16 protein-coding genes are annotated in these 23,802 nt (G+C 72.1%); 6 read left to right on the forward strand and 10 right to left on the reverse strand.

Translation table 11 applies throughout. The annotated features are described in order from the left end of the window. Nucleotides 1-30: 30 nt before the first annotated feature. Nucleotides 31-1,203: a peptidoglycan recognition protein family protein gene (locus tag Athai_RS20155; RefSeq protein ID WP_203962939.1), complete on the reverse strand. Its 1,173-nt coding sequence runs from the start codon at nucleotides 1,201-1,203 to the stop codon at nucleotides 31-33. A gap of 430 nt (nucleotides 1,204-1,633) precedes the next feature. Between Athai_RS20155 and Athai_RS20160 the strand changes: the two genes are divergently transcribed. Further along, nucleotides 1,634-2,230, forward strand: a complete 597-nt coding sequence (locus tag Athai_RS20160; RefSeq protein WP_203962940.1) for a gamma carbonic anhydrase family protein — start codon at nucleotides 1,634-1,636, stop codon at nucleotides 2,228-2,230. Between the two features lie 58 nt (nucleotides 2,231-2,288). On the opposite strand, the gene hrpA is transcribed toward Athai_RS20160, so the two are convergent. Further along, entirely contained in the window at nucleotides 2,289-6,176 is a 3,888-nt protein-coding gene (gene hrpA, locus Athai_RS20165; protein WP_239157049.1) for an ATP-dependent RNA helicase HrpA, read from the reverse strand. A gap of 672 nt (nucleotides 6,177-6,848) precedes the next feature. Between hrpA and Athai_RS20170 the strand changes: the two genes are divergently transcribed. Both Athai_RS20170 and Athai_RS20175 read left to right on the forward strand, forming a co-directional pair. Further along, nucleotides 6,849-7,457 carry a phage tail tip lysozyme gene (locus Athai_RS20170; RefSeq protein WP_203962941.1) on the forward strand — a complete coding sequence of 203 codons (609 nt, stop codon included), beginning with the start codon at nucleotides 6,849-6,851 and terminating at the stop codon, nucleotides 7,455-7,457. Nucleotides 7,458-7,531: 74 nt separating this feature from the next. Then, entirely contained in the window at nucleotides 7,532-8,155 is a 624-nt protein-coding gene (locus tag Athai_RS20175; RefSeq protein WP_203962942.1) for a class I SAM-dependent DNA methyltransferase, read from the forward strand. Nucleotides 8,156-8,194: 39 nt separating this feature from the next. On the opposite strand, the gene Athai_RS20180 is transcribed toward Athai_RS20175, so the two are convergent. From Athai_RS20180 to Athai_RS20190, 3 genes are read right to left on the reverse strand one after another with little or no spacing between them, the layout of a single operon-like run. After that, nucleotides 8,195-9,151, reverse strand: a complete 957-nt coding sequence (locus tag Athai_RS20180; protein ID WP_203962943.1) for a TAXI family TRAP transporter solute-binding subunit — start codon at nucleotides 9,149-9,151, stop codon at nucleotides 8,195-8,197. Next, entirely contained in the window at nucleotides 9,148-10,539 is a 1,392-nt protein-coding gene (locus tag Athai_RS20185) for a sensor histidine kinase (RefSeq protein WP_203962944.1), read from the reverse strand. Before Athai_RS20185 ends, Athai_RS20180 begins: the two co-directional genes overlap by 4 nt. Next, nucleotides 10,539-11,195 (reverse strand): response regulator transcription factor, encoded by a 657-nt coding sequence (locus Athai_RS20190; RefSeq protein ID WP_203962945.1) that lies wholly within the window; start codon nucleotides 11,193-11,195, stop codon nucleotides 10,539-10,541. The genes Athai_RS20185 and Athai_RS20190 overlap by 1 nt, the downstream gene beginning before the upstream one ends. Nucleotides 11,196-11,370: 175 nt before the next feature. On the opposite strand from Athai_RS20190, the gene Athai_RS20195 reads away from it, so the two are divergent. Further along, nucleotides 11,371-12,114: a hypothetical protein gene (locus Athai_RS20195; RefSeq protein WP_203962946.1), complete on the forward strand. Its 744-nt coding sequence runs from the start codon at nucleotides 11,371-11,373 to the stop codon at nucleotides 12,112-12,114. 67 nt (nucleotides 12,115-12,181) lie between these two features. Continuing rightward, the gene (locus Athai_RS20200; RefSeq protein ID WP_203962947.1) at nucleotides 12,182-13,975 is read left to right on the forward strand and encodes a bifunctional metallophosphatase/5'-nucleotidase; all 1,794 of its coding nucleotides are present in this window, start codon (nucleotides 12,182-12,184) and stop codon (nucleotides 13,973-13,975) included. 562 nt (nucleotides 13,976-14,537) lie between these two features. On the opposite strand, the gene pgi is transcribed toward Athai_RS20200, so the two are convergent. Continuing rightward, nucleotides 14,538-16,160 carry a glucose-6-phosphate isomerase gene (gene pgi, locus Athai_RS20205; protein ID WP_203962948.1) on the reverse strand — a complete coding sequence of 541 codons (1,623 nt, stop codon included), beginning with the start codon at nucleotides 16,158-16,160 and terminating at the stop codon, nucleotides 14,538-14,540. 208 nt (nucleotides 16,161-16,368) lie between these two features. Then, the gene (locus tag Athai_RS20210; RefSeq protein WP_203962949.1) at nucleotides 16,369-17,304 is read right to left on the reverse strand and encodes a GNAT family N-acetyltransferase; all 936 of its coding nucleotides are present in this window, start codon (nucleotides 17,302-17,304) and stop codon (nucleotides 16,369-16,371) included. A gap of 326 nt (nucleotides 17,305-17,630) precedes the next feature. Between Athai_RS20210 and Athai_RS20215 the strand changes: the two genes are divergently transcribed. After that, nucleotides 17,631-17,993 (forward strand): YybH family protein, encoded by a 363-nt coding sequence (locus Athai_RS20215; RefSeq protein WP_203962950.1) that lies wholly within the window; start codon nucleotides 17,631-17,633, stop codon nucleotides 17,991-17,993. 105 nt (nucleotides 17,994-18,098) lie between these two features. On the opposite strand, the gene Athai_RS20220 is transcribed toward Athai_RS20215, so the two are convergent. The 3 genes from Athai_RS20220 to Athai_RS20230 all read right to left on the reverse strand — a co-directional run bounded on the left by Athai_RS20220 (nucleotide 18,099) and on the right by Athai_RS20230 (nucleotide 22,378). Beyond that, a complete protein-coding gene (locus tag Athai_RS20220) occupies nucleotides 18,099-20,858 on the reverse strand; it encodes a vitamin B12-dependent ribonucleotide reductase (protein ID WP_420829835.1) in 2,760 nt (919 codons plus the stop codon). Nucleotides 20,859-21,268: 410 nt separating this feature from the next. Next, nucleotides 21,269-21,841, reverse strand: coding sequence for a transcriptional regulator NrdR (nrdR, locus tag Athai_RS20225; protein WP_203962952.1), 573 nt, complete (start codon nucleotides 21,839-21,841; stop codon nucleotides 21,269-21,271). A gap of 291 nt (nucleotides 21,842-22,132) precedes the next feature. Next, nucleotides 22,133-22,378 (reverse strand): LysM peptidoglycan-binding domain-containing protein, encoded by a 246-nt coding sequence (locus Athai_RS20230; RefSeq protein ID WP_203962953.1) that lies wholly within the window; start codon nucleotides 22,376-22,378, stop codon nucleotides 22,133-22,135. Nucleotides 22,379-23,802: the final 1,424 nt, after the last annotated feature.

Consider the following 23,802-nt stretch of genomic DNA (forward strand, 5'->3'; position numbering starts at 1 on the left):
GGAGGGGGAGGCCGGCCGCGGCACCGGTCATCAGGCCATCAGCGCGGTGCGCAGGATGCCACCGGACAGCGCGCACCAGGTGTTGGTGCCGACGAGGCCGTTCACCGTCACGTGGTGCAGCCCCTGCAGGTTGGCGATCGCCGCCGCGGTGGCGGTGTCGAAGGTCCCGGTCGCCGACACCTGGTCGTACCCCTTGTGCTGGAGCAGCTGCTGCACGCCGACCACCCGCTCCCCGGTGTCGCCCGGCCCGAGCGGCGCCACCAGCGTCTCCCAGGTCTTCGTGGTCAGGGTGGCGTCCTGGTCGACCGGCAGCGAGTTCCTCGCCTGCCAGTCCTGCACCGCCGCCACCGTGTCGGCGCCGAAGACACCGTTCGCGGTGAGCTGGTAGCCGCGCGCGTTGAGCAGGTGCTGGGCCAGCTTGACGACCGGCCCACCGACGAACTTCCAGATGTCCGGCCAGCGCCGCTCCGGCGCCGCCGACGCGGTCTCTCCCAACCCGTCCAGCACCGAGCGGCGGATGCCGGGGAACATCCGGTAGAACGCGATGCCGGGGCAGTCGGTGTCCCGGAAGTCCCAGTGCCCGAAGATGTCGTACGCGTGCAGCCCGTACTGCTGGCAGACGGTGACGCACAGCGCGGTCAGCGAGCTGACCAGGGCGGCCGGCGGCGTCACGGTGACGTAGGTGCCCTCGTTCTCGATGCCGATCGCGTTGCCGTTCTCGCCCGGGCAGTGCGCCGCGACCACCTGCTGCTTGCCGGCGGTCAGCGTCTCCAGGCTGCGATGCCGGCCCTCCAGCACGTACCCGCCGCGGCTGACGGTGAAGTGCTGCCCGGTGTCCGCCCAGCCGTTGGTGTCCATGTGCAGGTCCTGGCAGTCCCGGGCGAGCTGCTCGGCGTGCGCCTGGGAGTAGTCGGTGACGTTCGGGAACGCCATGTGGTGCACGATGATCTTGTTGGTGACGTTGCCGCTGAGCTGGATCGTACTGGACGGTGGCCGGGCACCCCACTCGTCGCACCCGATGATCGTGTCCAGCTCGCTGTTCGGGCGCAGCCGCGCGGCCCTCGCGCGGGGCGTCGCCGGATCGGCGCCCGCGGCGGCCGCACCGGCGAGCCCCAGCCCACCGCCGACCACGGCGACGGTCGCGGTACCCAGGGTGGCCTTCAGCAGCGTCCGGCGGTCCAGCTCGGCTCGGTCGTGCGACATGCCGCCTCCACACGTAGGTAAGAGTTTGCAGAAATGTCGGATCCGACCGAAGAATATTGCCAGCTACGCCGTGGCGCTACCCGGGAAACCACTCGAATCGGGCGGCGGGCGAGCTCGGTCTCGTCTCGACCACGCGGGTGCGCACCGCCAACGTGATCGACGCCGGAGTCACGATCCGCACCCGGGCCGGACCGCACCCGGTCGACACGACCGTGCCGGACGATCGTGGCCGGTACTCAGCGCCGCGCCGGGTTGCGGCGCCGACGCAGGTGCAGCTCGATGACCAGGACGTTCGGGACCCCTGCGCCGCGCCGCACACGCCACCGTCTCCGGCCGCGTCTTCCCCGAGAACAAGTTTGATACATCTTCGGCTAGCCAAAAGAACATATCAAACTCGGGCGGTTCGTGACGTCCGTCGTACGCTCGGTGGGTGTTGTTGGAGCATCGAGGGGCCCGGCCGGTCGTACCGGAGTCCGCGTACGTGGCACCGACCGCCGTGCTGTGCGGGGCCGTGGTGCTCGGCGAGCGCGTCCGCGTCCTGCACGGCGCGGTGCTGACCGCCGAGGACGGCGAGGTGCAGGTCGGTTCGGACGTGGTGGTGATGGAGAACGCGCTGGTCCGCGGGCGGGCCGGGCACCCGGCAGTGGTCGGCGACGCGGTGCTGATCGGCCCGCACGCGCACCTGAACGGAGCGCGCGTCGAGGACGAGGTGTTCGCCGCCACCGGCGTGTCGATGTTCCCGGGCGCGGTCGCCGGGACCCGGTCGGAACTGCGCATCAACAGCGTGCTGCACGTCAACTCCCGGCTGGCCGCCGACGCGGTGCTGCCGATCGGCTGGATCGCGGTCGGTGACCCGGCGCAGCTGTTCCCGCCGGACCGGCACGGCGAACTGTGGAAGATCCAGCGCGGTCTCGACTTCCCCGGCACCGTGTACGGCGCCGACCGCGACACGTCGATGCGGTCGCTGATGGCCCGGCAGGTCGAGTTCTACGGCGCGCACCGCGACGACCGCCGCCTCGACGAGTGAGGCGCCCGGCGGCCCGGCGAGCGGTGCCGGGGAGGGCCGACACCGCGGCGGCCGGGGGTCACAGGGCGTCGAGGGCGCGTTCGATGCGGCGGTCGGAGATCGGGTACGGGGTGCCGAGGCTCTGCGCGAAGTAGGAGACGCGCAACTCCTCCAGCATCCACCGGATCGCGGTCAGCTCGGCGCTCGGCGGGCGCTGCGCGCGGACGTCGTCGTACTCGGCGGTCAGCTCGCGGACCCGGGTCATCTGCTCCCGGTCGCGCTGCGGGTTGGCGGGCAACCGATCCAGCCGTTTGTCCACAGCGGACAGATAGCGCGGCAGGTCGGCGAGGCGCTGCCAGCCGGTCTCGGCGACGAACCCGGCGTGTACCAGCCCGGCCAGCTGCTGCTTGATGTCGGCGAGCGCGCCGACCAGCAACACGTTGTTGGTGTTGGCGACCCGGGCGAGCACCCGCCGGTGCGCGGCGAGGATCTTCTCCACCGCGGTCAACGCGCCGAGCACCATCGGGTTCAGGTTGGCGCGGACCGCGTCGCGCAGCCGGCCGAACCCCGCCTCGTCGTAGCCGGGGCCGCCGGCGTCGGCGATCAGCTTGTCCGCGGCGCAGTCGGTACAGTCGGCGAGCAGCGCGGCGACGCTGCCGTCCGGGTTGGTGGACAACGCCAGCTTGCTGGTGTTGGACAGGTTGGCCAGCACGTACTTCGCCGGCGACGGGATGGACAGCAGAATCAGCCGGCGGGTGCCGCGCCACATCTGCTCGCGCTGCGCGGCCGGGGTGTCGGCCAGCCGTACCGACACCGTGTCGCCGTCGTCGTGCAACGTCGGGTAGGCCCGGACGTGCTGGCCGCCGACGCTCTGCTCGTACAGCTGGGGCAGTTCGCCGATCGTCCAGTCGGTCAGGCCGGTGCGCTCGATTCCCTGCACCGAGGCGGTGAGCGCGCTGCGCGCCTGCTCGGCGAGCTGGTCCTTGAGAGCGCCGAGGTCGCGGCCGGTGGCGACCGGGTCACCGCCGCCGTCCTCGACGACGTAGTGCGGGCGCAGGTGCGCCGGCAGCGCGTCCAGCTGCCAGGCCTCGCGCGGCACGTGCACCCCGAGCATGTCGCGCAGGCCGCGCTCGATCGCGGTCAGCAGCGGGCCGTCGGCCGGCGAGATGCGCGCCAGCAACGCCCGGGCGGTGTCCGGTACCGGCACCAGCGAGCGGCGCAGCTGCTTCGGCAACCCCTTGAGCAGCGCGGTGACCAGCTCCTCGCGCAGCCCGGGTACCTGCCAGTCGAGCTGCTCGCCGCGCACCTGGCCGAGCACGGCGAGCGGCACGTGCACGGTGACCCCGTCGTCCGCGGTGCCGGGCTCGAACGCGTACGACAGCGGCAGCCGCAGGCCATCGGAGTGCCACTCGTCCGGGTACGCCTCGGCGCTGACCGCGCCCGCCGCGTCGGTGACGAGCATGTCCGGGGTGAAGGTCAGCAGCTCCGGCTGCTCGCGCCGGGTCTTCTTCCACCACGCGTCGAAGTGCCGGCCGCTGACCACCTCGGCGGGGATCCGGGCGTCGTAGAACTCGTACAGGGTGTCGTCGTCGACCACGATGTCCCGGCGCCGGGACCGGTTCTCCAGGTCGGCGACGTCCTCCCGGAGCCGCTGGTTGGCGGCGAAGAACTGGTGGTGCGTCTCCCAGTCGCCGTCCACCAGGGCGTGCCGGATGAACAGGTCGCGGGCCACCTCGGGGTCGATCCGGCCGTAGTTCACCTTGCGGCGCGGCACGATCGGCACCCCGTAGAGGGTGACCTTCTCGTACCCGACGACCGCGGCCTGGCGTTTCTCCCAGTGCGGCTCGGAGTACGTGCGCTTGACCAGGTGCCCGGCCAGCGCCTCCACTGTGGACGGATCGATGCCGGCGACCACCCGGGCCCACAGCCGGGAGGTCTCCACCAGCTCGGCGGCCATCACGAACTGCGGCTGCTTGCGCGCCAGCGCCGACCCCGGGAAGATGGCGAACTTCGCGCCCCGGGCGCCCAGGTACTCCACCGGGCCGCGGGCCTTCTGCTGCTTCTTGCGTTCGGTGTCCTTGAGCCCGATGTGCGACAGCAGGCCGGACAGCAACGCGGTGTGCACCCGGTCGGCCGGTGCGTCGGTGCTGTTGCGCTCGATGCCCATCCCGCGGATCACCTGGCGCAGCTGGGCGTGCAGGTCCTGCCACTCCCGTACCCGGAGGTAGTTGAGGTACTCGGCCCGGCACAGCTTGCGGAACTGGTTGCCGGACAGCTCCTTCTGCTTGTCCCGGAGGTACCGCCACAGGTTCAGGTAGGCGAGGAAGTCCGACTCCTTGTCGGCGAACCGGGCGTGCGCCTGCGAGGCCTGCTGCTGCGCGTCCGCCGGCCGCTCCCGCGGGTCCTGGATGGACAGTGCCGCCGTGATGACCAGCACCTCGCGCACGCAGTCGTTCGTGTCGGCCTCGATGATCATCCGGGCCAGCCGCGGGTCGATCGGCAGCTCGGCGATCCGCCGGCCGAGCTTGGTCAGCTCGCCGCCGGAGCCGAGCGCGCTCAGCTCCTCCAGCAACTGCACGCCGGCCCGCACCTGCCGGGAGTCCGGCGGATCGATGAACGGGAAGTCCCCGATGTCACCCAGCCGCGCGGCGGCCATCTGCAGCAGCACCGACGCCAGGTTGGTGCGCAGGATCTCCGGATCGGTGTACTCGGGCCGGGAGGCGAAGTCGTCCTCGTCGTAGAGCCGGATGCAGATGCCGTCCGAGGTGCGCCCGCAGCGGCCCATCCGCTGGTTCGCCGACGCCTGCGAGACCGGTTCGATCGGCAGCCGCTGCACCTTCAGCCGGTGACTGTAGCGCGAGATGCGCGCCGTCCCGGTGTCGATCACGTAGCGGATGCCCGGCACCGTCAGCGACGTCTCGGCGACGTTGGTCGCGAGCACCACCCGGCGGCCGCGGTGCGGCTGGAACACCCGGTGCTGCTCGGCCGACGACAACCGCGCGTACAGCGGCAGCACCTCCAACGTCTCGGTACCGGGTCTGCTGCCGCGTTGCTGCTCGCGCTTGGCCAGCGCGTCCGCCGCATCCCGGATCTCCCGCTCCCCGGACAGGAACACCAGGATGTCGCCGCCGCCCTCGGCCCGCAGCTCGTCGACCGCCGCGCCGATCGCGCTCACCTGGTCGCGATCCGGATCCTCGGCGGTGATCGGCCGGTAGCGCACCTCCACCGGGTAGGTCCGGCCGGACACCTCGATCACCGGTGCCGGCGCCTCGTCGGTACCGAAGTGGCGGGCGAAGCGCTCGGTCTCGATCGTCGCCGACGTGATGATCACCTTCAGGTCGGGGCGGCGCGGCAGCAGCCGCTTCAGGTACCCGAGCAGGAAGTCGATGTTGAGGCTGCGCTCGTGCGCCTCGTCGATGATGATCGTGTCGTATCGCCGGAGCATCCGGTCGCGCTGGATCTCGGCCAGCAGGATGCCGTCGGTCATCAGCTTGACCAGGGTGTTCGGCCCCACCTGGTCGGTGAACCGGACCTGGTAGCCGACCGCGCCACCGAGCGGCGAGTCCAGTTCCTCGGCGATGCGCTCGGCCACCGTACGGGCGGCGATCCGGCGCGGCTGGGTGTGCCCGATCGTGCCGTGGATGCCGCGCCCCAGCTCCAGGCAGATCTTCGGGATCTGCGTCGTCTTGCCGGACCCGGTCTCCCCGGCGACGATCACCACCTGGTGATCTCGGATAGCGGCGGCGATCTCCTCCCGGTGCTCGCTGACCGGCAGCTCCGGCGGGTACTTCACCGCCGGCACCGCGGCCCGCCGGTTCGCGATCCGCTGCTCGGCCGCCGCGACCTGCTCCGCCAGCCGGGCCAGCTCCGCCGGGTCCACCGTGCCGCGCGCCTGGTCCAGCCGCCGGCCGAGCCGGTACCGGTCGAGCACGCTCAGGGCACCGACCCGCGCCCGCAACTCTCGCACCGCCCGCTCGTCCGGACCGTGCCGCCGCGACCGACCGCCGGCCGGTGCGGACGGGCTGCGGCCCGACCCTCGGGGGGTATCCCCCTCCGTGCCCGACCTGCTCCCGCCGTCCCGGCCGTCGCCGTCCGCTCGGCGTCGCCGCGGGCCACGGTTGCGGCCCGGGCGCCCCGGTAGGGCCGCGCGGGCGTTCCGGGACGCGGCCGGCTCCGGGGTCGCCGGGTCAGGGGTTGCCGGGTCAGGGGTCGCCGGGTCCGGGGTTGCCGGGTCAGGGGTCGCCGGGTCCGGGGTCGCCGGGCTCATCGGCGCGGCGGAACCGGACATCGGGTCGGAATGCGGGGAGTCGCCGCCCGCGGGCACGGTGCGGTGGGTGGCGGGCGGGGTATCCATCTCGCGCACCAGGATAGGCATGCCGTCGGCCGATCCGCCTCCCGGTTTTCGCCGGGCCGCGGCGCCGGCACCGCCCGTGGGCAACCGCGACGTGGTGCCCGACGAAGTCTTCGGTTGTTCGCCCGCGAGGGCGCCGACGTGGCCGGACCCATTTAGGGGATTTTATTCGAATAGGGTCTTCTTTGTCTTTATTGTCGGACGTAGGCTACCCCGATCCCTGGTTCGCGGGGTCCCCTCTACCAGCGCCGGTCCCAGCTTCCACACCGGCGAAGAACGGAGTGTGTCGTGTTCAGATCCGGTAAAGCACGCATCGCCATCCTCGCCGCGACGGCGGCCGGCGCCCTGGCGCTGGCCGGTACCGCGGCGCCCGCCTACGCCGGCACCGGTCAGGGCACCACGGTCACGGCCGGTTCCGGCAGCCACGGCGGGATGAGCCCGAACAACTCGCCGGTCGCCCCGTCGGTGATCACCCAGAACGAGCAGGCCGCGTTCAACTACTTCGTCGGCAAGGGCCTGACCGCGGAGCAGTCCGCCGGCATCATCGGCAACCTCGACCAGGAATCCGGGATGGACCCGACCATCTGGCAGTACGGCGGCGGTCCCGGCCGGGGCATCGCGCAGTGGAGCGCCGGCGGCCGGTGGGACACCGACCCGGGCGACAACGTGGCCGAGTTCGCCGCCGGCGGCAACGTCTACGACCTGACACTGCAGCTGAACTTCATCTGGTTCGAGCTGACCAGCTTCCCCGGCTACGGGCTCGGCGATCTGCAGGCGGCGGGCACCATCGACGACGCCGTCCTAGCCTTCCAGGACAAGTACGAGATCTGCGGCGCGTGCAACAGCACCAACCGGATCAACTTCGCCCACGCCGCCTACGACGCGTACGCCGGCTGAGCAGCGCGGCACCCCGTCCGCCCCGCCGCGCCGGCGCGCCCGGCGATGTCGGGGGTACCGGTTAGCGTGTCGGGATGGGTGACTGGTTGGCACGGACCCGCGCCTCGTACGACGCGGACGCACCGCGCTACGCCGAGGTGGTGCGCGACATCCTGGGTGGGCGGCTGCCGCACCTGAACGCGGCGCTCGACGTGTTCGTCGGTCAGGTGCGGGCGGCCGGTGACGGGCCGGTGGCCGACGTCGGTTGCGGCCCCGGTCACGTCACCGCACACCTGCACGACCTCGGCATCGACGCGTTCGGCATCGACCTCTCGCCGGGCATGGTCGGGCTCGCCCGGTCCGACCATCCCGGCCTGCGGTTCGAGGTCGGTTCGATGACGGACCTGCCGCTGGCCGCCGACTCGGTGGCCGGCCTGCTCGCCTGGTGGTCGCTCATCCACGTGCCGGACGACACGGTGCCCGCGGTGCTGGGCCAGTTCCGCCGGGTGCTGCGCCCCGGTGGGCCGTTGCAGGTCGGCTTCCACGTCGGCGACTCCACCCGGTCGGCCCCGGACGACGGCGGGGATGCGCCGGTGCACCGGCGCCGTCCGGAGCGGGTCGCGGGCTGGCTGCGCGACGCCGGGTTCGCGGTGCAGGCGCGGTGGGAGTTCAACATCGACACCGACCGGCCGGGCGCGATCCTGTTCGCGCGCGGCTGATCCGGGCACGAAGGCGCGCCCGCGGGCCGAGTCGCCGACCTACGGGGACTTCTGTTCGCGGTAGAAGCGCTCGGCGCCGGGATGCAGCGGGACCGGATAGGTGCCGAGTGCCGAGCGGGGATCCAGCTGGCGACCCTCCGGGTGCGCCGCGGACAACCGGGGCTTGGCCACGAACAGCAGCCGGGTCAGCTGGTACGCCGCGGTCTCGCTCATCGTCGCGGGCACCGCGAGGACGTTCGCGATCGCCACGGTGCTGACCGAGGTGAGGGTGTAGATCGAGTTCGGGATCCAGCCGGTGCTGTACACCTCGCCGTACTGGCTCTGCAGGGTCGGCACGTAGCCGCTCAGGTCGGTGAGGCCGACGTCCAGATCGCCGGAGGCGACCAGGCCGGCGATCGCGGTGCAGGGTAGCCCGCTGGAGAAGAAGAACGCGTCGATGATGCCCGCGCGAAGCGCCGCGATCGAATCGCGCAACCCCAGCTTGTGCTGCTCGAACCCGCGCAGCGTGATCCCGGCCGCGGCGAGCAGCCGGGTCGCCACCACCTCGGTACCGGAGCCGGCCGCGCCGGTGGAGACGGGCCGGCCGGCGAGCCCGTCCACGCCGTACGCGCCACGGTTGGTGGCGATCACCAGGTGCACGTGGTCGGCGTACAGCTCACCGAGCGCGCGCAGCTGGTCCTTGGAGCCGAACGAACCGAGCCCCTCCAGGTCCTGCGCGGCGACGTCGACGCTGGTGAACGCGAGCTGCGCGCGGCCGGTGCGGAGCCGTTCCAGGTTCTCCACCGAGCCGGCCGTGGCAGCCGCCTCGGCCCGCCAGCGGGAGCCCAGGGTGGTACCGAGCGCCCGCCCCAGCGGCTGGTAGACGCCGCCGTTCTCGCCGGTCGCGATCGCCAGCCGCGGCCGGGGGCCGGGGTCCTCGGTGCAGCCGGCGAGCACCGGCGCGACGCCGGCGAGCGAGGCGCCGGCCAGCGCGGTGAGCACGCCGCGGCGCCTCATTCGACCGGCTCCGTGGCGCGCGCGGGGGCGGCGGCCAGCCGTACCCCGGCCTCCAGACCGCCGGCGGCGGAGCGGTGCAGCCGGAGCGTTCCGCCGGACGCGGTGACCAGAGCGTTCGCGATGGCGAGGCCCAGGCCGGCGCCGGCCTGCCCGCGGTCCGGCTGCCGCCAGAACGGCCGCATCGCCTGCGCCATCTGCTCGTCGGTCATCCCCGGTCCGTCGTCGCAGACCGCGACCCGCACCCCGTCGGCATCCCCGTCCACCAGCACCTGCACCGTCGCGCCGGCGCCACCGTTCTTGATCGCGTTGTGTATCAACACGTCCAGCACCTGGTCGAGGGTCTGTGCGGCGGCCCGCGCGGGGGCGCTGTCGACGCCGGCCCGGGTCAGCCGCACGCCAGCCGCGTCCGCCATCGCCTGCCACGCGACGACGCGGTCGTCGGCGATCCCGCCGGCGTCGATGTCGGTCAGCTCGGCCGATTCGGTGTCCGCCCGGGCGAACGTCAACACCGCCTCGAAGATCGCCGACAGCCGGTCCACCTCGTCGACGACCAGCCGGTACTCGGCGGCGTCGGCCGGCGGTGCCGCGTCGGCGAGGTTCTCCACCCGCAGCCGCACCGAGGCGAGCGGGGTGCGCAACTGGTGGCTCGCGTACGAGATGAAGCCGCGCTGCCGGTCGATCAACGCGCTCAGCCGCGCCGCCATGATGTTGAACGAGCTGGCCAGTCGGCGCAGTTCCGGCGGCCCGACGTCGTCGTGCACCCGTTCGGTCAGCTCGCCGCGGCTGATCGCGTGCGTCACCTCGTCCAGTTCGTTGAGCGGGCGGGCGAACCAGCGGCCGATCGGGATCGCGAGCGCCGCACCGACGGCGAGCAGCATCAACCCGATCGCGGCCAGCACCGCCCACTGCTGGCCGATCGAGGTACGCAACCCGTCGGTCGGTGACACCGTCACCACCGCACCGTCGATCGCACCCGAGTTCCCGATCGGTTCGGCCACCACCATCGGCCGGTGCTGCCACGGCCAGATCACCCCGGCCGGCTGCGCGCGGGATCCGGACAGCGCGGCGCGGACCTCGGCGCGCAGCAGCGGCTCGTCCGGGTCGATGCCGGCGCGGGAGGCGATGCGCACCACGCCGTCGGGCAGCACCACCGCGACACCGATCCCGTACAGCCGGTCGTACTCGGCGATCTCGCTCTGCAGGGTGGACAGCCGGCCGCCGCGCAGCCAGGTACCGGCGACGGTGGCGAACCGGGTGGTGTCGTCGACCCGGTCGATGAACATGCCCTGGTTCTCCCGGGACGCGATCGTCACCGACAGCGGCAGCAGGAACGCCACGACCGCGACGCCCAGCAGCGACAGGTAGGTGATCAGCAGCCGCCGGCGCACTACGACTCCCGCGGATCGAAGCGGTAGCCGACGCCGTGCACGGCCTCGATCCGGCCGGCCGCGGCGATCTTGCCGCGCAGCGAACCGACGTGCACCTCCAGGGTGCGGGCGGCGCCGGGCCAGGTGGACCGCCACACCTCCATGATCAGCCGCTGCCGCGGAACCACCGCGCCGGCCTGCCGGGCCAGCACCACGAGCAGCTCGTACTCCTTGGGGCGCAAGGCAACCGGTTCGGTGCCGATCTGCACCTGCCGCGCCTCGGTGTCGATCCGCAGGTCACCGACGGTGACCGGGCCGGCGGGCCGCGGCCGGTGCCGGCGCAGCACCGCCTCGATCCGGGCGGTCAGCTCCGCCATGCTGAACGGCTTCACCAGGTAGTCGTCCGCGCCGGTGCGCAGTCCGAGCACCCGATCGCGCTCCTCGCCGCGCACGGTCAGCACGATGACCGCCACGTCCGAGCGTTCCTGCAACTGCTTGCACACCACCAGGCCGTCCATGTCGGGCAGCCCGAGGTCGAGCAGGACCAGGTCGCAGTTCGGCGCGGCGAGCGCCGCTTCGCCGGTACCGGCGTGGGTCACGCCGTAGCCGCGGCGGTGCAGCGCCACGCACAGCGCGTCGGCAAGGCGCGGGTCGTCCTCCACCACAAGGATCTCCACGTCACCCTCCGTCTGCGTGCAATCACCATGCTCGCCGGCTCCTCAATGTTTGCTCAACGATCCTCGCCGAGCGGCGCCGAGCAGTCCAGACCGACCTATCGTCACGCACACCTGCCCTGCGCGATGCGGCGGACCCCCGGCGACCCACCACGCAGCCTGAGAGAGGGAGGACACCATGCTTCCGGATCTGACGGCGTTGCGGCGACGACTGCAGCTCGGACCGATCGATCACCGTACCGCCGGCGCCGAGATGGCCGTGCTGCACCGTGCGGTGACCGTACCGACACCGACGGCGCGGCACCGCAACAACGGCGGCGGCGTCGGCGTACTGACCGAGGCGGACACTCTCACGTCGTTCGACACCATGGCCGCCGCCGCCCGCTTCGCCGGCACGCTGCATGCCGCGACCGGTATCGCCGCCGAGATCGACACCCGCACTCTGGGTATCCGGCACCGGCACGAGATGCACTTCGTCCTGGTTCCCCCGGCCGAGCAGGACGCCGTGCTCGGCGCGCTCGCCGCCGGCTGGCACGCCGCGCGCGCCGCGGTCGCCGGACCGGCCGGCAGTACCGCGACCGGACCGGCCACCGCGGCGGCGATCTGGCGCGCCCTGCTGCTGACCACCGCGCCGGTGCGCAACACCGCCGACCTGCGGCTGCGGATCCGCGACACCGAGCTGCTCGCGCTCGCGGTGCGCTCCGCGCAGGTGCTCGGAGTGCCCACGCAGGCACGCGCCACCGGCACCCTCGGCGTACTGAGCGTCTCGGCCACCGACGGCGTGTACCGCCTGCTGGACCGGTTGGTGCCCCGGCTGCCCGCGGCGCGCCGCCCGGTGCCCGGCAGCCGCCCCACCGGGATGACCAGGCCCGCCCGGGCCGGCGCGGCCGCCGGGCCGCGCCGGCCGATGCCCATCCACTGACCGCCGCGCGCCGGTCCCGCGAGGACGATAGTCTGCCCTGTTGCCCACATCGCGGGAGGACTTCAGGATGCGACATCGACGTACGGTCGCGGCGCTCGCCACGGCATGTTGCCTGACCGGAGCCGTGCTGAGCGCCGCGGCCGCGCCGGCGGCCGCGGCGCCCAAGGACGTCACGCTGACCGTGCTCGGCACCAGCGACGTGCACGGCCACGCACTCGACTGGGACTACTACAAGGACAAGCCCTATTCCGACGCGGCCGGCAACTCGGTCGGGCTGGCGCGGGTGTCCACGGTCGTCGACCAGGTGCGCCGGCAGAACCCGAACACGCTGCTGGTCGACGACGGTGACGTCATCCAGGGCACCCCGCTCGACTCGTACTACGCGACGGTCGAGCCGATCACGAAGACCGGCGCCACGCATCCGATGGCCGCCGCGATGAACCAGATGGGCTACGTGGCCGGCGCGGTCGGCAACCACGAGTTCAACTACGGCGTCGACTATCTCGACGCGTACCGCAAGCAGCTCGACTTCCCGCTGCTCGCCGCGAACGTCACCGACCACCGCACCGGCGCGCCGGCCTTCCAGCCGTACGTCATCCGTACCGTGAAGCCCGCGCACGGCGGCAAGCCGGTGCACGTCGGGTTCCTCGGCCTGACCACGCCCGGCTCGGCGATCTGGGACAAGCCCCGGGTTTCCGGCCGCCTCGACTTCACCGGCGTACTGGAGTCGGCGAAGCGCTGGGTGCCCCGGGTCCGGGCGGCCGGCGCCGACGTGGTCGTGGTGCTCGCGCACTCCGGCATCGAGACCAGCTCCTCGTACGGCGACGCGCTGCCCTGGCCGGAGAACGACATGCGCCAGGTCGCCCAGCAGGTACCGGGGATCGACGCGATCCTGTCCGGGCACACGCACCGGAACAACCCCGAGGTGGACGTCACCAACGAGCAGACCGGCCGCACGGTGGTCATCTCGCAGCCCGGACTGTGGGGCGAACGGGTCTCCCGGTTCGACCTGAAGCTCCGGCTGGTGCGCGGCCACTACCAGGTGGCGGGCGCCAGCTCGTCGCTGCTGGACCCGGCAGCCGCCCGGCCCGACCCGAAGGTGGTCGCGGCGACGAAGGCGCAGCACGCCACCACGGTGTCCTACGTCAACTCGGTGATCGGGCAGTCCACTGCGGACATGCCGGCCGGGCCGTGCCGCTGGTCCGACTGTGCCGCACTGGATTTCATCAACCAGGTGCAGACCGCGACCGTCCGGAACGCGCTGACCGGTGACGAGGCCGAGCTGCCGGTGCTGTCGGCGGCGGCACCGTTCAACCGGGACGGCGGGATCACCGCGGGCGACGTGACGGTACGCGACATCGCCGGCATCTACGAGTTCGACAACACGTTGCTCGGCATCGAGCTGACCGGCGCCCAGGTCAAGGCGTACCTGGAGAAGTCGGCGGAGTACTTCAAGCAGGTGTCGGGTACCGGCCCCTACCCGGCCGACGACGTCACGAACGCGCCGACGACCGACTCCCCGAACGGCACCCCGGACTACCTGTACGACGTGCTGTCCGGCGTCAGGTACGACATCGACATCGCGAAGGCGCCCGGCAGCCGGATCGAGAACCTGGCGTACGACGGGAAGCCGGTCACCGACGACCAGCGGTTCGTGCTGGCGATCAACAACTACCGGCAGTCCGGCGGCGGGAACTTCCCCGGGGTCACCAGCGCACCGGTGGTGTACGACCAGCAGGTCGCGATCCGCGAGTCGCTGATCGACTGGGTGCAGCGGGCCGGCACCATCGACCCGTCGCAGTACTCGACAGACGACTGGAAGCTCGTCGCGAACGGCCAGCCGGTCCAGATCACCGGCTGAACCCGCGCCGGGCGGTGCGGCTCGTACCGCCCCGCCCGGGTACCACGCGGCGGGCGCCCCCGCTGTCAGAAAACCGCGTGCGGCTAAATCATGAAATGACCGACATCGATCTTCACTTAGAGTAGGTTCGCAAGTACCGACGGTGACTTACCGCGGTACACCTCTCTCAAGGAGACGATCATGCTGGCGATCTTCACCGATGGTCTGGCCGTCATCATCAGCCACTGCTGGTGGTGGTAGGCCGCTCCTGCACCGCAGCGCACCGGGCGCCCGGCCACCAGCCGGGCGCCCGACGCATTCGTCCCGATCCATACCGTGCCGTACCCGCCTGCCGGTCCCGAGACCGGCAGATCTTGCGGAAATCCACGGCAACGTGGGCGGTCCCGACGTAACGTCGAGTCAGACGGACGGAGTCGCGCTCCGCACGTCTACCCACACCCCGGTCGAGGGCCATCGGTCGGAGTGGCTGGGCGCCCGGCAGCCAGCCGGGCGCCTTTTCGCACCCACGGCCCGCTCACCGGACCACCGGTCACCGGACCGCGGCCCGGTGACCGGACCGGCACTAGCGGCCGCGCTGGGTGCGGTAGCGCGCGATCAGCGCCGCCGTCGACGGGTCGGTGTCGCCCGGCTCCCCGGCCAGCAACGGCGCGAGCTGCTTGGCCATCTCCTTGCCGAGCTCCACACCCCACTGGTCGAACGAGTCGATGCCCCAGATGGTGCCCTCGGTGAACGTGATGTGCTCGTACAGCGCGACGAGCTGACCCAGCGTCGCCGGGGTCAGCTTCGGCGCCAGGATCGAGGTGGTCGGGTGGTTGCCCGGCATCACCTTGTGCGCCACCACGTCCGCCGCGACACCGGTGGCCTCGACCTCCGCGGCGGTACGGCCGAAGGCCAGCGCCGCGGTCTGCGCGAAGAAGTTCGCCATGAACGCGTCGTGCATCTCGTCGACCTCGTAGTTGGGCTCGGCGAACCCGATGAAGTCGGCCGGGATGATCTTCGTGCCCTGGTGGATCAGCTGGTAGAACGCGTGCTGCCCGTTCGTGCCCGGCTCACCCCAGAACACCTCGCCGGTCTGGTACGTGACCGGGGCGCCGTCCCGGGTGACCGACTTGCCGTTCGACTCCATCGTCAGCTGCTGCAGGTACGCCGGGAACCGGTGCAGCAACTGGGAGTACGGCAGCACCGCGTGCGTCTGCGCGCCGAGGAAGTTGTCGTACCAGACGTTCAGCAGGCCGAGCAGGACCGGCACGTTCTGCCCGATCGGCGCGGTCCGGAAGTGCTCGTCCACCACGTGGAAGCCGGCCAGCATCTCACCGAAGGCGTCGCGCCCGATCGCGAGCATCAGCGACAGCCCCACCGCCGAGTCGAACGAGTACCGCCCGCCGACCCAGTCCCAGAAGCCGAACATGTTGTCGGTGTCGATGCCGAACTCGCCGACCAGCTTCGCGTTGGTGCTCACCGCGACGAAGTGCTTCGCCACCGCCGCCGGGTCGTCGCCCAGCCCGGACAACAACCAGGCCCGCGCCTGCCGCGCGTTGGTCAGCGTCTCCAGCGTGGAGAACGTCTTCGAGGCGACCACGAACAGCGTCGACGCCGGATCCAGGTCGGCCAGCGTCAGGCTCAGGTCGGTCGGGTCGATGTTGGAGATGAAACGGCAGGCGATGCCGGCGTCCCGCCACGGCGCGAGCGCCTCGTACGCCATCACCGGGCCCAGATCCGAGCCACCGATGCCGATGTTGACCACGGTACGGATCGGGTCGCCGTGATGCCCGCGCCAGTCACCGGACCGGACCCGCTCGGCGAAGTCACCCATCCGGTCCAGCACCGCATGCACGTCGGCCACCACGTCCTGCCCGTCCACGACCAGTTCCGCGGAGCGCGGCAGCCGCAGCGCCGTGTGCAGCACGGCCCGATCCTCGGAGGTGTTGATGTGCTCACCGGCGAACATCGCCGCGATCCGGTCGGTCAACCCGGCCCGCCGCGCCAGCGCCGTCAGCAGCTCGATCGTCTCGTCGGTGACCAGGTTCTTGCTGTAGTCGACGAACAGGTCGCCAGCCTGTGCGGAAAGCCGCTCCGGTCGCTTCGGGTCCTGTTCGAACTCGGCTCGCAGCTGCAGCGCCCGCGCCTGCTCGGCGTGCGCCGCGAGGGCGCGCCACTCGTCGGTCGTGGTGATGTCCGTGCTCATCGATCGCTCCAAGATCTCATCGACCGCTCCCCCGGCACCTCGCACCACGATCCTTTGCTCTGCGCACCCAGGCGCACCACCGGTGGCACGCTCAGGTGCGCAGAGCAAAGGACGGAAACGACTGGTCGCCACCCCCGGGCCGCAACGCGTTCGGTACCGCAACATTCCGATCATGCCTCATCGACGACGCGGCCCGAACGCAACGGGGTCAGGCCGTCGCCACCGGGGCCGAGAGCACGAACCGCACCTCGGTGTTGCGGTACCCGGCCCGCTCGAACGCGCGCTGCATCGGCACGTTGACCATGTCGGTGGTGGCGGTGATCCGCTCCGCGCCGGCCGCGGCGTGGAACCGGGTGATGTCCGCCAGCACCTCCCCGATGTACCCGTTGCCGCGCTGCTCCGGCAGCACCCCCAGGTACCCGACATTGCGCCCGTACGGGTTGCGCCACGGGATGCCGAACCCGACCAGCGTGCCGTCCCGCGTGTACGCCAGCCGCCACCAGCCGCGCGTGTCCGGCACGCTGGCGTAGATCGCGAGTTCCTTCCCGGCCGCCCGCTCGGCGCCCAGCGCCGCCACGTTCCGGCGGCTGGTGGTGTCCAACGAGCCGACCGCCACCCGGCGGAACACGTCGAGGAACGCCGCGTCGTCCGGCTCCGGCCGGAACAGCAGCCGCTCCCCTGCCGTCGGCAGCCCGGACGCCGGCGTCCAGGCGTACTGCAGGCGTTCCAGTTCCTCGGTCAGGCCGGCCCGGGCCGCCGCCTGCCGGCGCCACTCCAGCGCGGCCACCGCGGCCGGGCGGTGCCGCCAGCCGACCGGCAACCGCAGCTCGAAGTCCGGTCGCGCGCCCAACATCCGGTGCGCCGCCGCCAGCAACTCGGCCGCCGCCCCGACCCGGTCGCCGACCGACGCCGCCACCCACAGATGGTCCAGCGCCAACGGGACGGGTTCACCCGCACGCGACCACCACACCGCCAGTGCCACCGGGACACCGGCGTCCTCGGCGAGCCACACCCACTCCGGCCGGTACTGGCCGGCGGCCAGCTCGGTGCGAAACTGCGCGGCGTCGACCCAGCTCGCCGGGTCCGCCTCGAACAGCTCCGCCACCTGGTCGAGCTCCGCCTCGACCACACTGCGAAACAACACGTCGATGCCTCCTGTACCGAAGGCGCCGCCGCGCGGTCAGGACCTGCCGTCCCGCCCCGGAAGCGCCGAGAATCCGCTGGTCATCACCGGTGCCTCCCTCCTCGTCACGGTCGCCGACCGGTCGCCGGCGAACCCGCGCAGACGGTACGCGACCAGCCCGGCCGGCGGCAAACGCGTTGCTGCGTGACCCGCCGCGGTCGCTGCCCGCGCGGTGGTCGGTGCCGCCCGCGGCAGCCCACGGCCGCCGGACTCGAGCACCGTGGCGGAACGCGCCGCGGGCCGGCCGCGCACGGCCGGTGTCGTACCCGGCTGGTAGATCTGCTGGCATGAACGACCCGGCAGAGTTCCTTCGTCGGTACGAGCGGGCCACCAACAGCCACGACGTCGCCCGGCTGGCGCCGCTGATCGCGGCGGACGCGAGCTACTGGTTCACCGACGGCTCGCACCACGGGCGAGACGACGTGCTCGCCGCCATCGAGCGCACCTTCCGCACGATCACCGACGAGACGTACTCGCTGACCGACGTGACCTGGCTGTACCGCGGCACCGACCACGCGGCCTGTCGCTACCGGTTCCGGTGGTCCGGCACCGTCGACGGTCGGCCCGCCAGCGGCGCCGGCCGCGGCACCGCGGTGCTGGTCCATACCGACCGCGGCTGGCAGGTCCAGCACGAACACCTCAGCCGCTGACCGGCCGGTCCGGCGTGACCGGCCGCCGACGACCGGTCCCGGCACGAACGACGACGGGGTGCCGGCGTGTTCGCCGGCACCCCGTCGTTCAGGGGGCCACCTGGATCAGCTGCAACCGGAGGTGGAGCCGCAGCCCTCGCAGACGTAGCAGCTACCGGCCGGGCGCATCTTCGTACCGCAGGTGAAGCAGAGCGGCGCGTCGGCCGCCTTGCCCTGCACGGCCTCCAGCAGCTCGGTCGACGAACCGGCCTGCCCGGACGGCGCCGGGGTGGGCTCCGGAGCCGGATCGGCCCGCCGCTGCGCGACCGGTGCCGACGAGGCCATCGCCGCGAAGTCCATCGGCTCGTCGGCGTGCACCGACGCCGGATCCTCGCCGCGCACCTCGGCCGCGCGCTCCGGGTTCGTGAGGATGCCCATCTCGGCCCGCCGCTCGAACGGCAGGAAGTCCAGCGCCAGCCGGCGGAACACGTAGTCGAGCACCGAGGCGGCCATCCGCACGTCCGGATCGTCGGTCATCCCCGCCGGCTCGAACCGCATGTTGACGAACTTCTCGACGTAGGTCTCCAGCGGCACGCCGTACTGCAGAGCCACCGAGATCGCCACCGAGAACGCGTCCATCACGCCGGCCAGCGTCGACCCCTGCTTGCCCAGCTTCAGGAACACCTCGCCGATGCCGTCGTCGGGGTAGCTGGACGCGGTCAGGTATCCCTTCGCCCCGGCCACCGAGAACGACGTGGTCCGGCTCGGCCGCGACTTCGGCATCCGCTTGCGCACCGGCCGGTACTCGACGATCTCCTTCGCCGGCGCGGCCTGCTCCGGCTCCTTCTTCTTCGCCGACAGCGGCTGGCCGACCTTGCAGTTGTCCCGGTAGATCGCCAGCGCCTTCAGCCCCAGCTTCCAGCCCTGCAGGTACACGTCCTCGATGTCGGCGACCGTCGCCGACTCGGGCAGGTTGACCGTCTTGGAGATCGCGCCGGACAGGAACGGCTGCAGCGCCGCCATCATCCGCACGTGCCCCATCGGGCGGATGGACCGCTCGCCCATCGCGCAGTCGAACACCTCGTAGTGCTCCGGCCGCAGCCCCGGCGCGTCCACCACGTGCCCGTGCTCGGCGATGAACTCCACGATCGCCTCGATCTGCTCCTCCTGGTAGCCCAGGCGGCGCAGCGCGCGCGGCACGGTCTGGTTGACGATCTGCATCGAACCGCCACCGACCAGCTTCTTGAACTTCACCAGCGCCAGGTCCGGTTCGACCCCGGTGGTGTCGCAGTCCATCGCCAGGCCGATCGTGCCGGTCGGCGCCAGCAGCGACGCCTGCGCGTTGCGCCAGCCGTTCTTCTCGCCGACCTCCAGGCCCTTGCGCCACTCGGCGCCGGCCGCCTCGAAGATCCGCCGGTCCTCGGCGCCCACGGTGTGCGCGGCGTCGTTCGCGGCGGCGTGCTTGCGCATCACCCGGGCGTGCGCGGACGCGTTGCGGGCGTACCCGTCGTACGCGCCGACCACGCCGGCCAGCTCCGCCGAGCGCCGGTACGACACGCCGGTCATCAGCGAGGTGATCGCCGCGGCGACGGCGCGGCCACCGTCCGAGTCGTACGCGTGCGCGGTCGCCATCAGCAACGCGCCCAGGTTGGCGTACCCGATGCCGAGCTGCCGGTAGGCGCGGGTGGTCTCACCGATCGCCTCGGTCGGAAAGTCGGCGAAGCAGATCGAGATGTCCATCGCGGTGAACACCAGCTCGACCGACTTGACGAACTTCGCCACGTCGAACGTGTTGTCCTCGCGCAGGAACTTCATCAGGTTCATCGACGCGAGGTTGCACGACGAGTTGTCCAGCGAGAGGTACTCGGAGCACGGGTTCGACGCGGTGATCCGGCCGGTCTCCGGGTTGGTGTGCCAGTCGTTGATGGTGTCGTCGTACTGCAGGCCCGGGTCGGCGCACTCCCACGCGGCCTTGGCGATCTTGCCGAACAGCTGCTTCGCCTTGATCGTCTCGACCACCTCGCCGGTGGTGCGGGCCCGCAGCGCGAACTCCTCGTCGCCCTCGACCGCCCGCATGAACTCGTCGGACACCCGCACCGAGTTGTTCGCGTTCTGGTACTGGACGCTGGTGATGTCCTTGCCGCCCAGGTCCATGTCGAAGCCGGCGTCGCGCAGCGCGCGGATCTTGTCCTCCTCGCGCGCCTTGGTCTCGACGAACTCCTCCACGTCCGGGTGGTCGACGTCGAGCACCACCATCTTCGCCGCGCGCCGGGTCGCGCCGCCGGACTTGATGGTTCCGGCGCTGGCGTCCGCCCCGCGCATGAAGCTGACCGGCCCGGACGCGGTGCCGCCGGAGGTCAGCAGCTCCTTGGAGGACCGGATCCGGGACAGGTTCAGCCCGGCGCCGGAGCCGCCCTTGAAGATCAGCCCCTCCTCCCGGTACCAGTTCAGGATCGAGTCCATCGAGTCGTCGACCGACAGGATGAAACAGGCGCTGACCTGCTGCGGCGAGGTGGTACCGACGTTGAACCAGACCGGCGAGTTGAAGCTGAAGTACTGGTGGACGAGCATCCAGGTCAGCTCGTGCTCGAACACCTCCGCATCGGCCGGCGAGGCGAAGTAGCCGTGTTGCTCACCGGCGGTCCGGTAGGTCTTCACCACCCGGTCGATGAGCTGCTTGAGACTCCACTCGCGCTGCGGCGTGCCGACGGCGCCGCGGAAGTACTTCGAGGTGACGATGTTGGTGGCGTTGATGCTCCAGAAGTCGGGGAACTCCACGCCGCGCTGCTCGAAGTTGACCGAACCGTCCCGCCAGTTCGTCATCACGACGTCCCGGCGCTCCCAGGTGATCTCCTCGTACGGGTGCACACCCTCCGTCGTCCACACCCGCTCGATGTGCAGACCCCTGCCGGGCCGCTGCTCCTTCTTCTTCGTCCCCCGCTGGCCCCTGCCGGCCGCTGAATCGGACGACGTGCCCACCGCCTCGGTCATCTCTTCCCCCTCTGCGTGACACCCACACCGGGCGCCACCGCGTCGTGTCGCCCACCCCGTCGTACCGGCCGGGCGGGCCGCTGGCCGCTGTGCTCGTGCGTTCCCCGGCGCCGCGCGTCGTCGCCGACGGGCACCGGTAGCGACCACGCCCGGTCACCGCGGTCGATGCCGCGGTCCGTTCGCCTCGGTCGTCTGTGCTCTGGCTGTGCTGTCGGGGTCGAGCCCCGTCGCCTGTGCTTCCCGTGCGCGAGTCGGCGCCGTGCGCGACTCGGCCGGGTCGGTTGCGTCGGTGCGTCCGCGCCGGCTCAGTCGCCGCCCACCCGCACCCGGGCGCCGCCCGGGGCGTCCGCCGAGCGGCCGACCGACGCTCTGCGCCGGGTCGCGTCGGGCTCCGCCGGGCCTTCCCGCTCGCCCGAGCCGCCACCACCGCCGTCCCGCGACTCGCGCAGGCTGGAGATCTCCTTCTCGAAGTCGTCCAGCGTGTCGAACGCGCGGTAGACGCTCGCGAACCGCAGGTAGGCCACCTCGTCCAGGTCGCGCAGCGGGCCGAGGATCGCCAGCCCCACGTCGTGGCTGGGCACCTCCGCCGCGCCGCGACCGCGGACGCCGTCCTCCACCCGCTGGGCGAGCAGCGCCAGGTCGTCGTCGTCGACCGGCCGTCCCTGGCAGGCCTTGCGCACCCCGGACATCACCTTCGCCCGGCTGAACGGCTCGGTGACCCCGCTGCGTTTGACGACGGCGAGGACCGCCTCCTCGACCGTGGTGAACCGCTTGCCGCACTCCTGGCAGGCGCGCCGCCGCCGGATGAGCTGGCCGTCCTCCGCCTCGCGGGAGTCGACCACCCGGGACTCGGTGTGCCGACAGTACGGACAGCGCATGTCGAACACCTCCTGACGATCTGCGCGACCAACCGGTCACCGGCGATTCGCGGGCAGCGCGAAGCGACCCGGCGAGGGCTCGACGACCTGTGTACGGAACGAACCGGTGAGGCCACTAACCCCAACCAGTGCCCATCTTACAGCGCTGTAACTACTAGATGTTGGGTCTGACGCTATTCCGTCGGCCCGGTTATCGCAAGCTGATCGACAGTTCGGCGTGTCACTGTCGCCCGGCCAGGGGAACCCGACAGGAGGGTCCACATCGCGACCCAACGGCGACCGAAGGCGCCATCAACCGCCGGCCGGGACGTTCAACTCCTGCCCCGGATAGATCGTGTATCCGGACAGGTGGTTGAGGTGCCGGATTCGCTCGATCGTGGCCACCGGATCGCGGGAGGCAGAGTACCGGTCGGCGATCGACCAGAGCGTGTCGCCCCGGTGCACCTCGACCCGCCGCACCGGCGGCTCGGCACCGCCCGAACTGGCCACCGCGGCCCCCAACCCCGCTGCCAGCAGCAGCACCACCGCGGTACGCACCAGCCGGCCGCGTCGCGTGAGCCGGACCGGCCGGTGGAGGCCCGAACCCGGCACCGCCGTCCGCCGGACCGAGGGGTTGGCGCGGGAGCGGCCGGCGCGCGAGACGGACCGGGAACGAGGCGCAGCGGGCCGGACATTCGAGGTGTCCTGGCCACTCCGACCGTCCGCCGCCCCCCGGGCAGCCCGGGCACCCCGGGACGCCCGCTCACTCCCGGCGGCCCGATCCCCACGGACACCCCGGGCGTCTCCTGCAGCCCGGGTCGAGCCGGCCCCGGTCGAGCGGGTGTCCGGCGAGCGCGGCCGTGACCCGTCCGACGTGGCCGCCGGATCGGCGCCGCCCCGGATCAGCCGCAACCGCGGGCGGTCGTCCAGCGAAGTGGCGCCGCGGGCCGGCATCGCCTGCCGGACGCCCAGCGCGCGGCCGGTGAACCATCCGGTGACCGCCCTCGCCGGCACCGCCTTCCCGCTCGCCGCCGACACGACCACGCCCGCCCTCGGCACCACACGACCACGCGGGGCCGCGCCGCCGCCCGCGGGCACCGCTGCACCGCGGTCGATCCCGGCGGAACCCGGCCCGCCCGAATCGGTCCCGGCGGACTCGGCCCCGCCGGGATCGTCCCCACCGAGCCCGGCCGCGCCGGGCTCGGCCGCGCCGGGCTTGGACGCGCCGGGCTCGGCCGCGCCGGGCTTGGTCTCGCCGGGCTTGGTCTCGCCGGGGTCGGGTTCTCTCCGGCCGCCTCCGGTCGCCTCGAATCTGGTCGAACTGCGCCGTGCCGTCACTGTTGCCCCCATGTGTCGCACGCCATCGCGGGCGGCCCACCGCGGCGAACGCGCGGTGACGGGCCGACCCGAAGGAACGACTGCCGTCGGATCGAACACAAGTTCGATCGAACGCACGTACGATTCATACCAGCGGATCGGGCCGATTTCGAGAGCTTGCCGGCGTGTCTATCGAACACATGTTTGGTGTCTCGCCCGGTTGGCCGATACGGTCAACGGTGACAAGGATGCGCGGGCGTTGCCGTTCCGGTCGTGATCGGCCCGACCGCGCGGGTCGCACGCCGGGCTGCGCCCCGGGCGTGTCGGCGCAGCCCCGCGGCCACCGCGGGGCCGACCGAAGGGATGCCGTTGTGGACGCCGACCAGAGCCACCAGACCAGCACCGGCCGGAGCCGCCGGCCGAGCACCGGCGGGCGCGGCGGCGTGACTCCGCTACCGAAGGCGGGCGATCGCGGCAGCGCCCGAGCGGCCACCAGGCCGCAACGGGGCGCCGGGAAGCGCACCACCGAGCCGGGTCCCGACGACACCGGGACCCCGTCCGGGCTGGCCGAGCCGACCAGCACGGCCGGGACCACCGGAAAGGCCGACACGACGGCGAAGGCCGGGGCGAGCGGCAGAGCCGGTGCCGCCGGCGAGGGCGGCGCG

The organism is Actinocatenispora thailandica, from assembly GCF_016865425.1.
In the GTDB taxonomy this organism is placed as follows: domain Bacteria; phylum Actinomycetota; class Actinomycetes; order Mycobacteriales; family Micromonosporaceae; genus Actinocatenispora; species Actinocatenispora thailandica.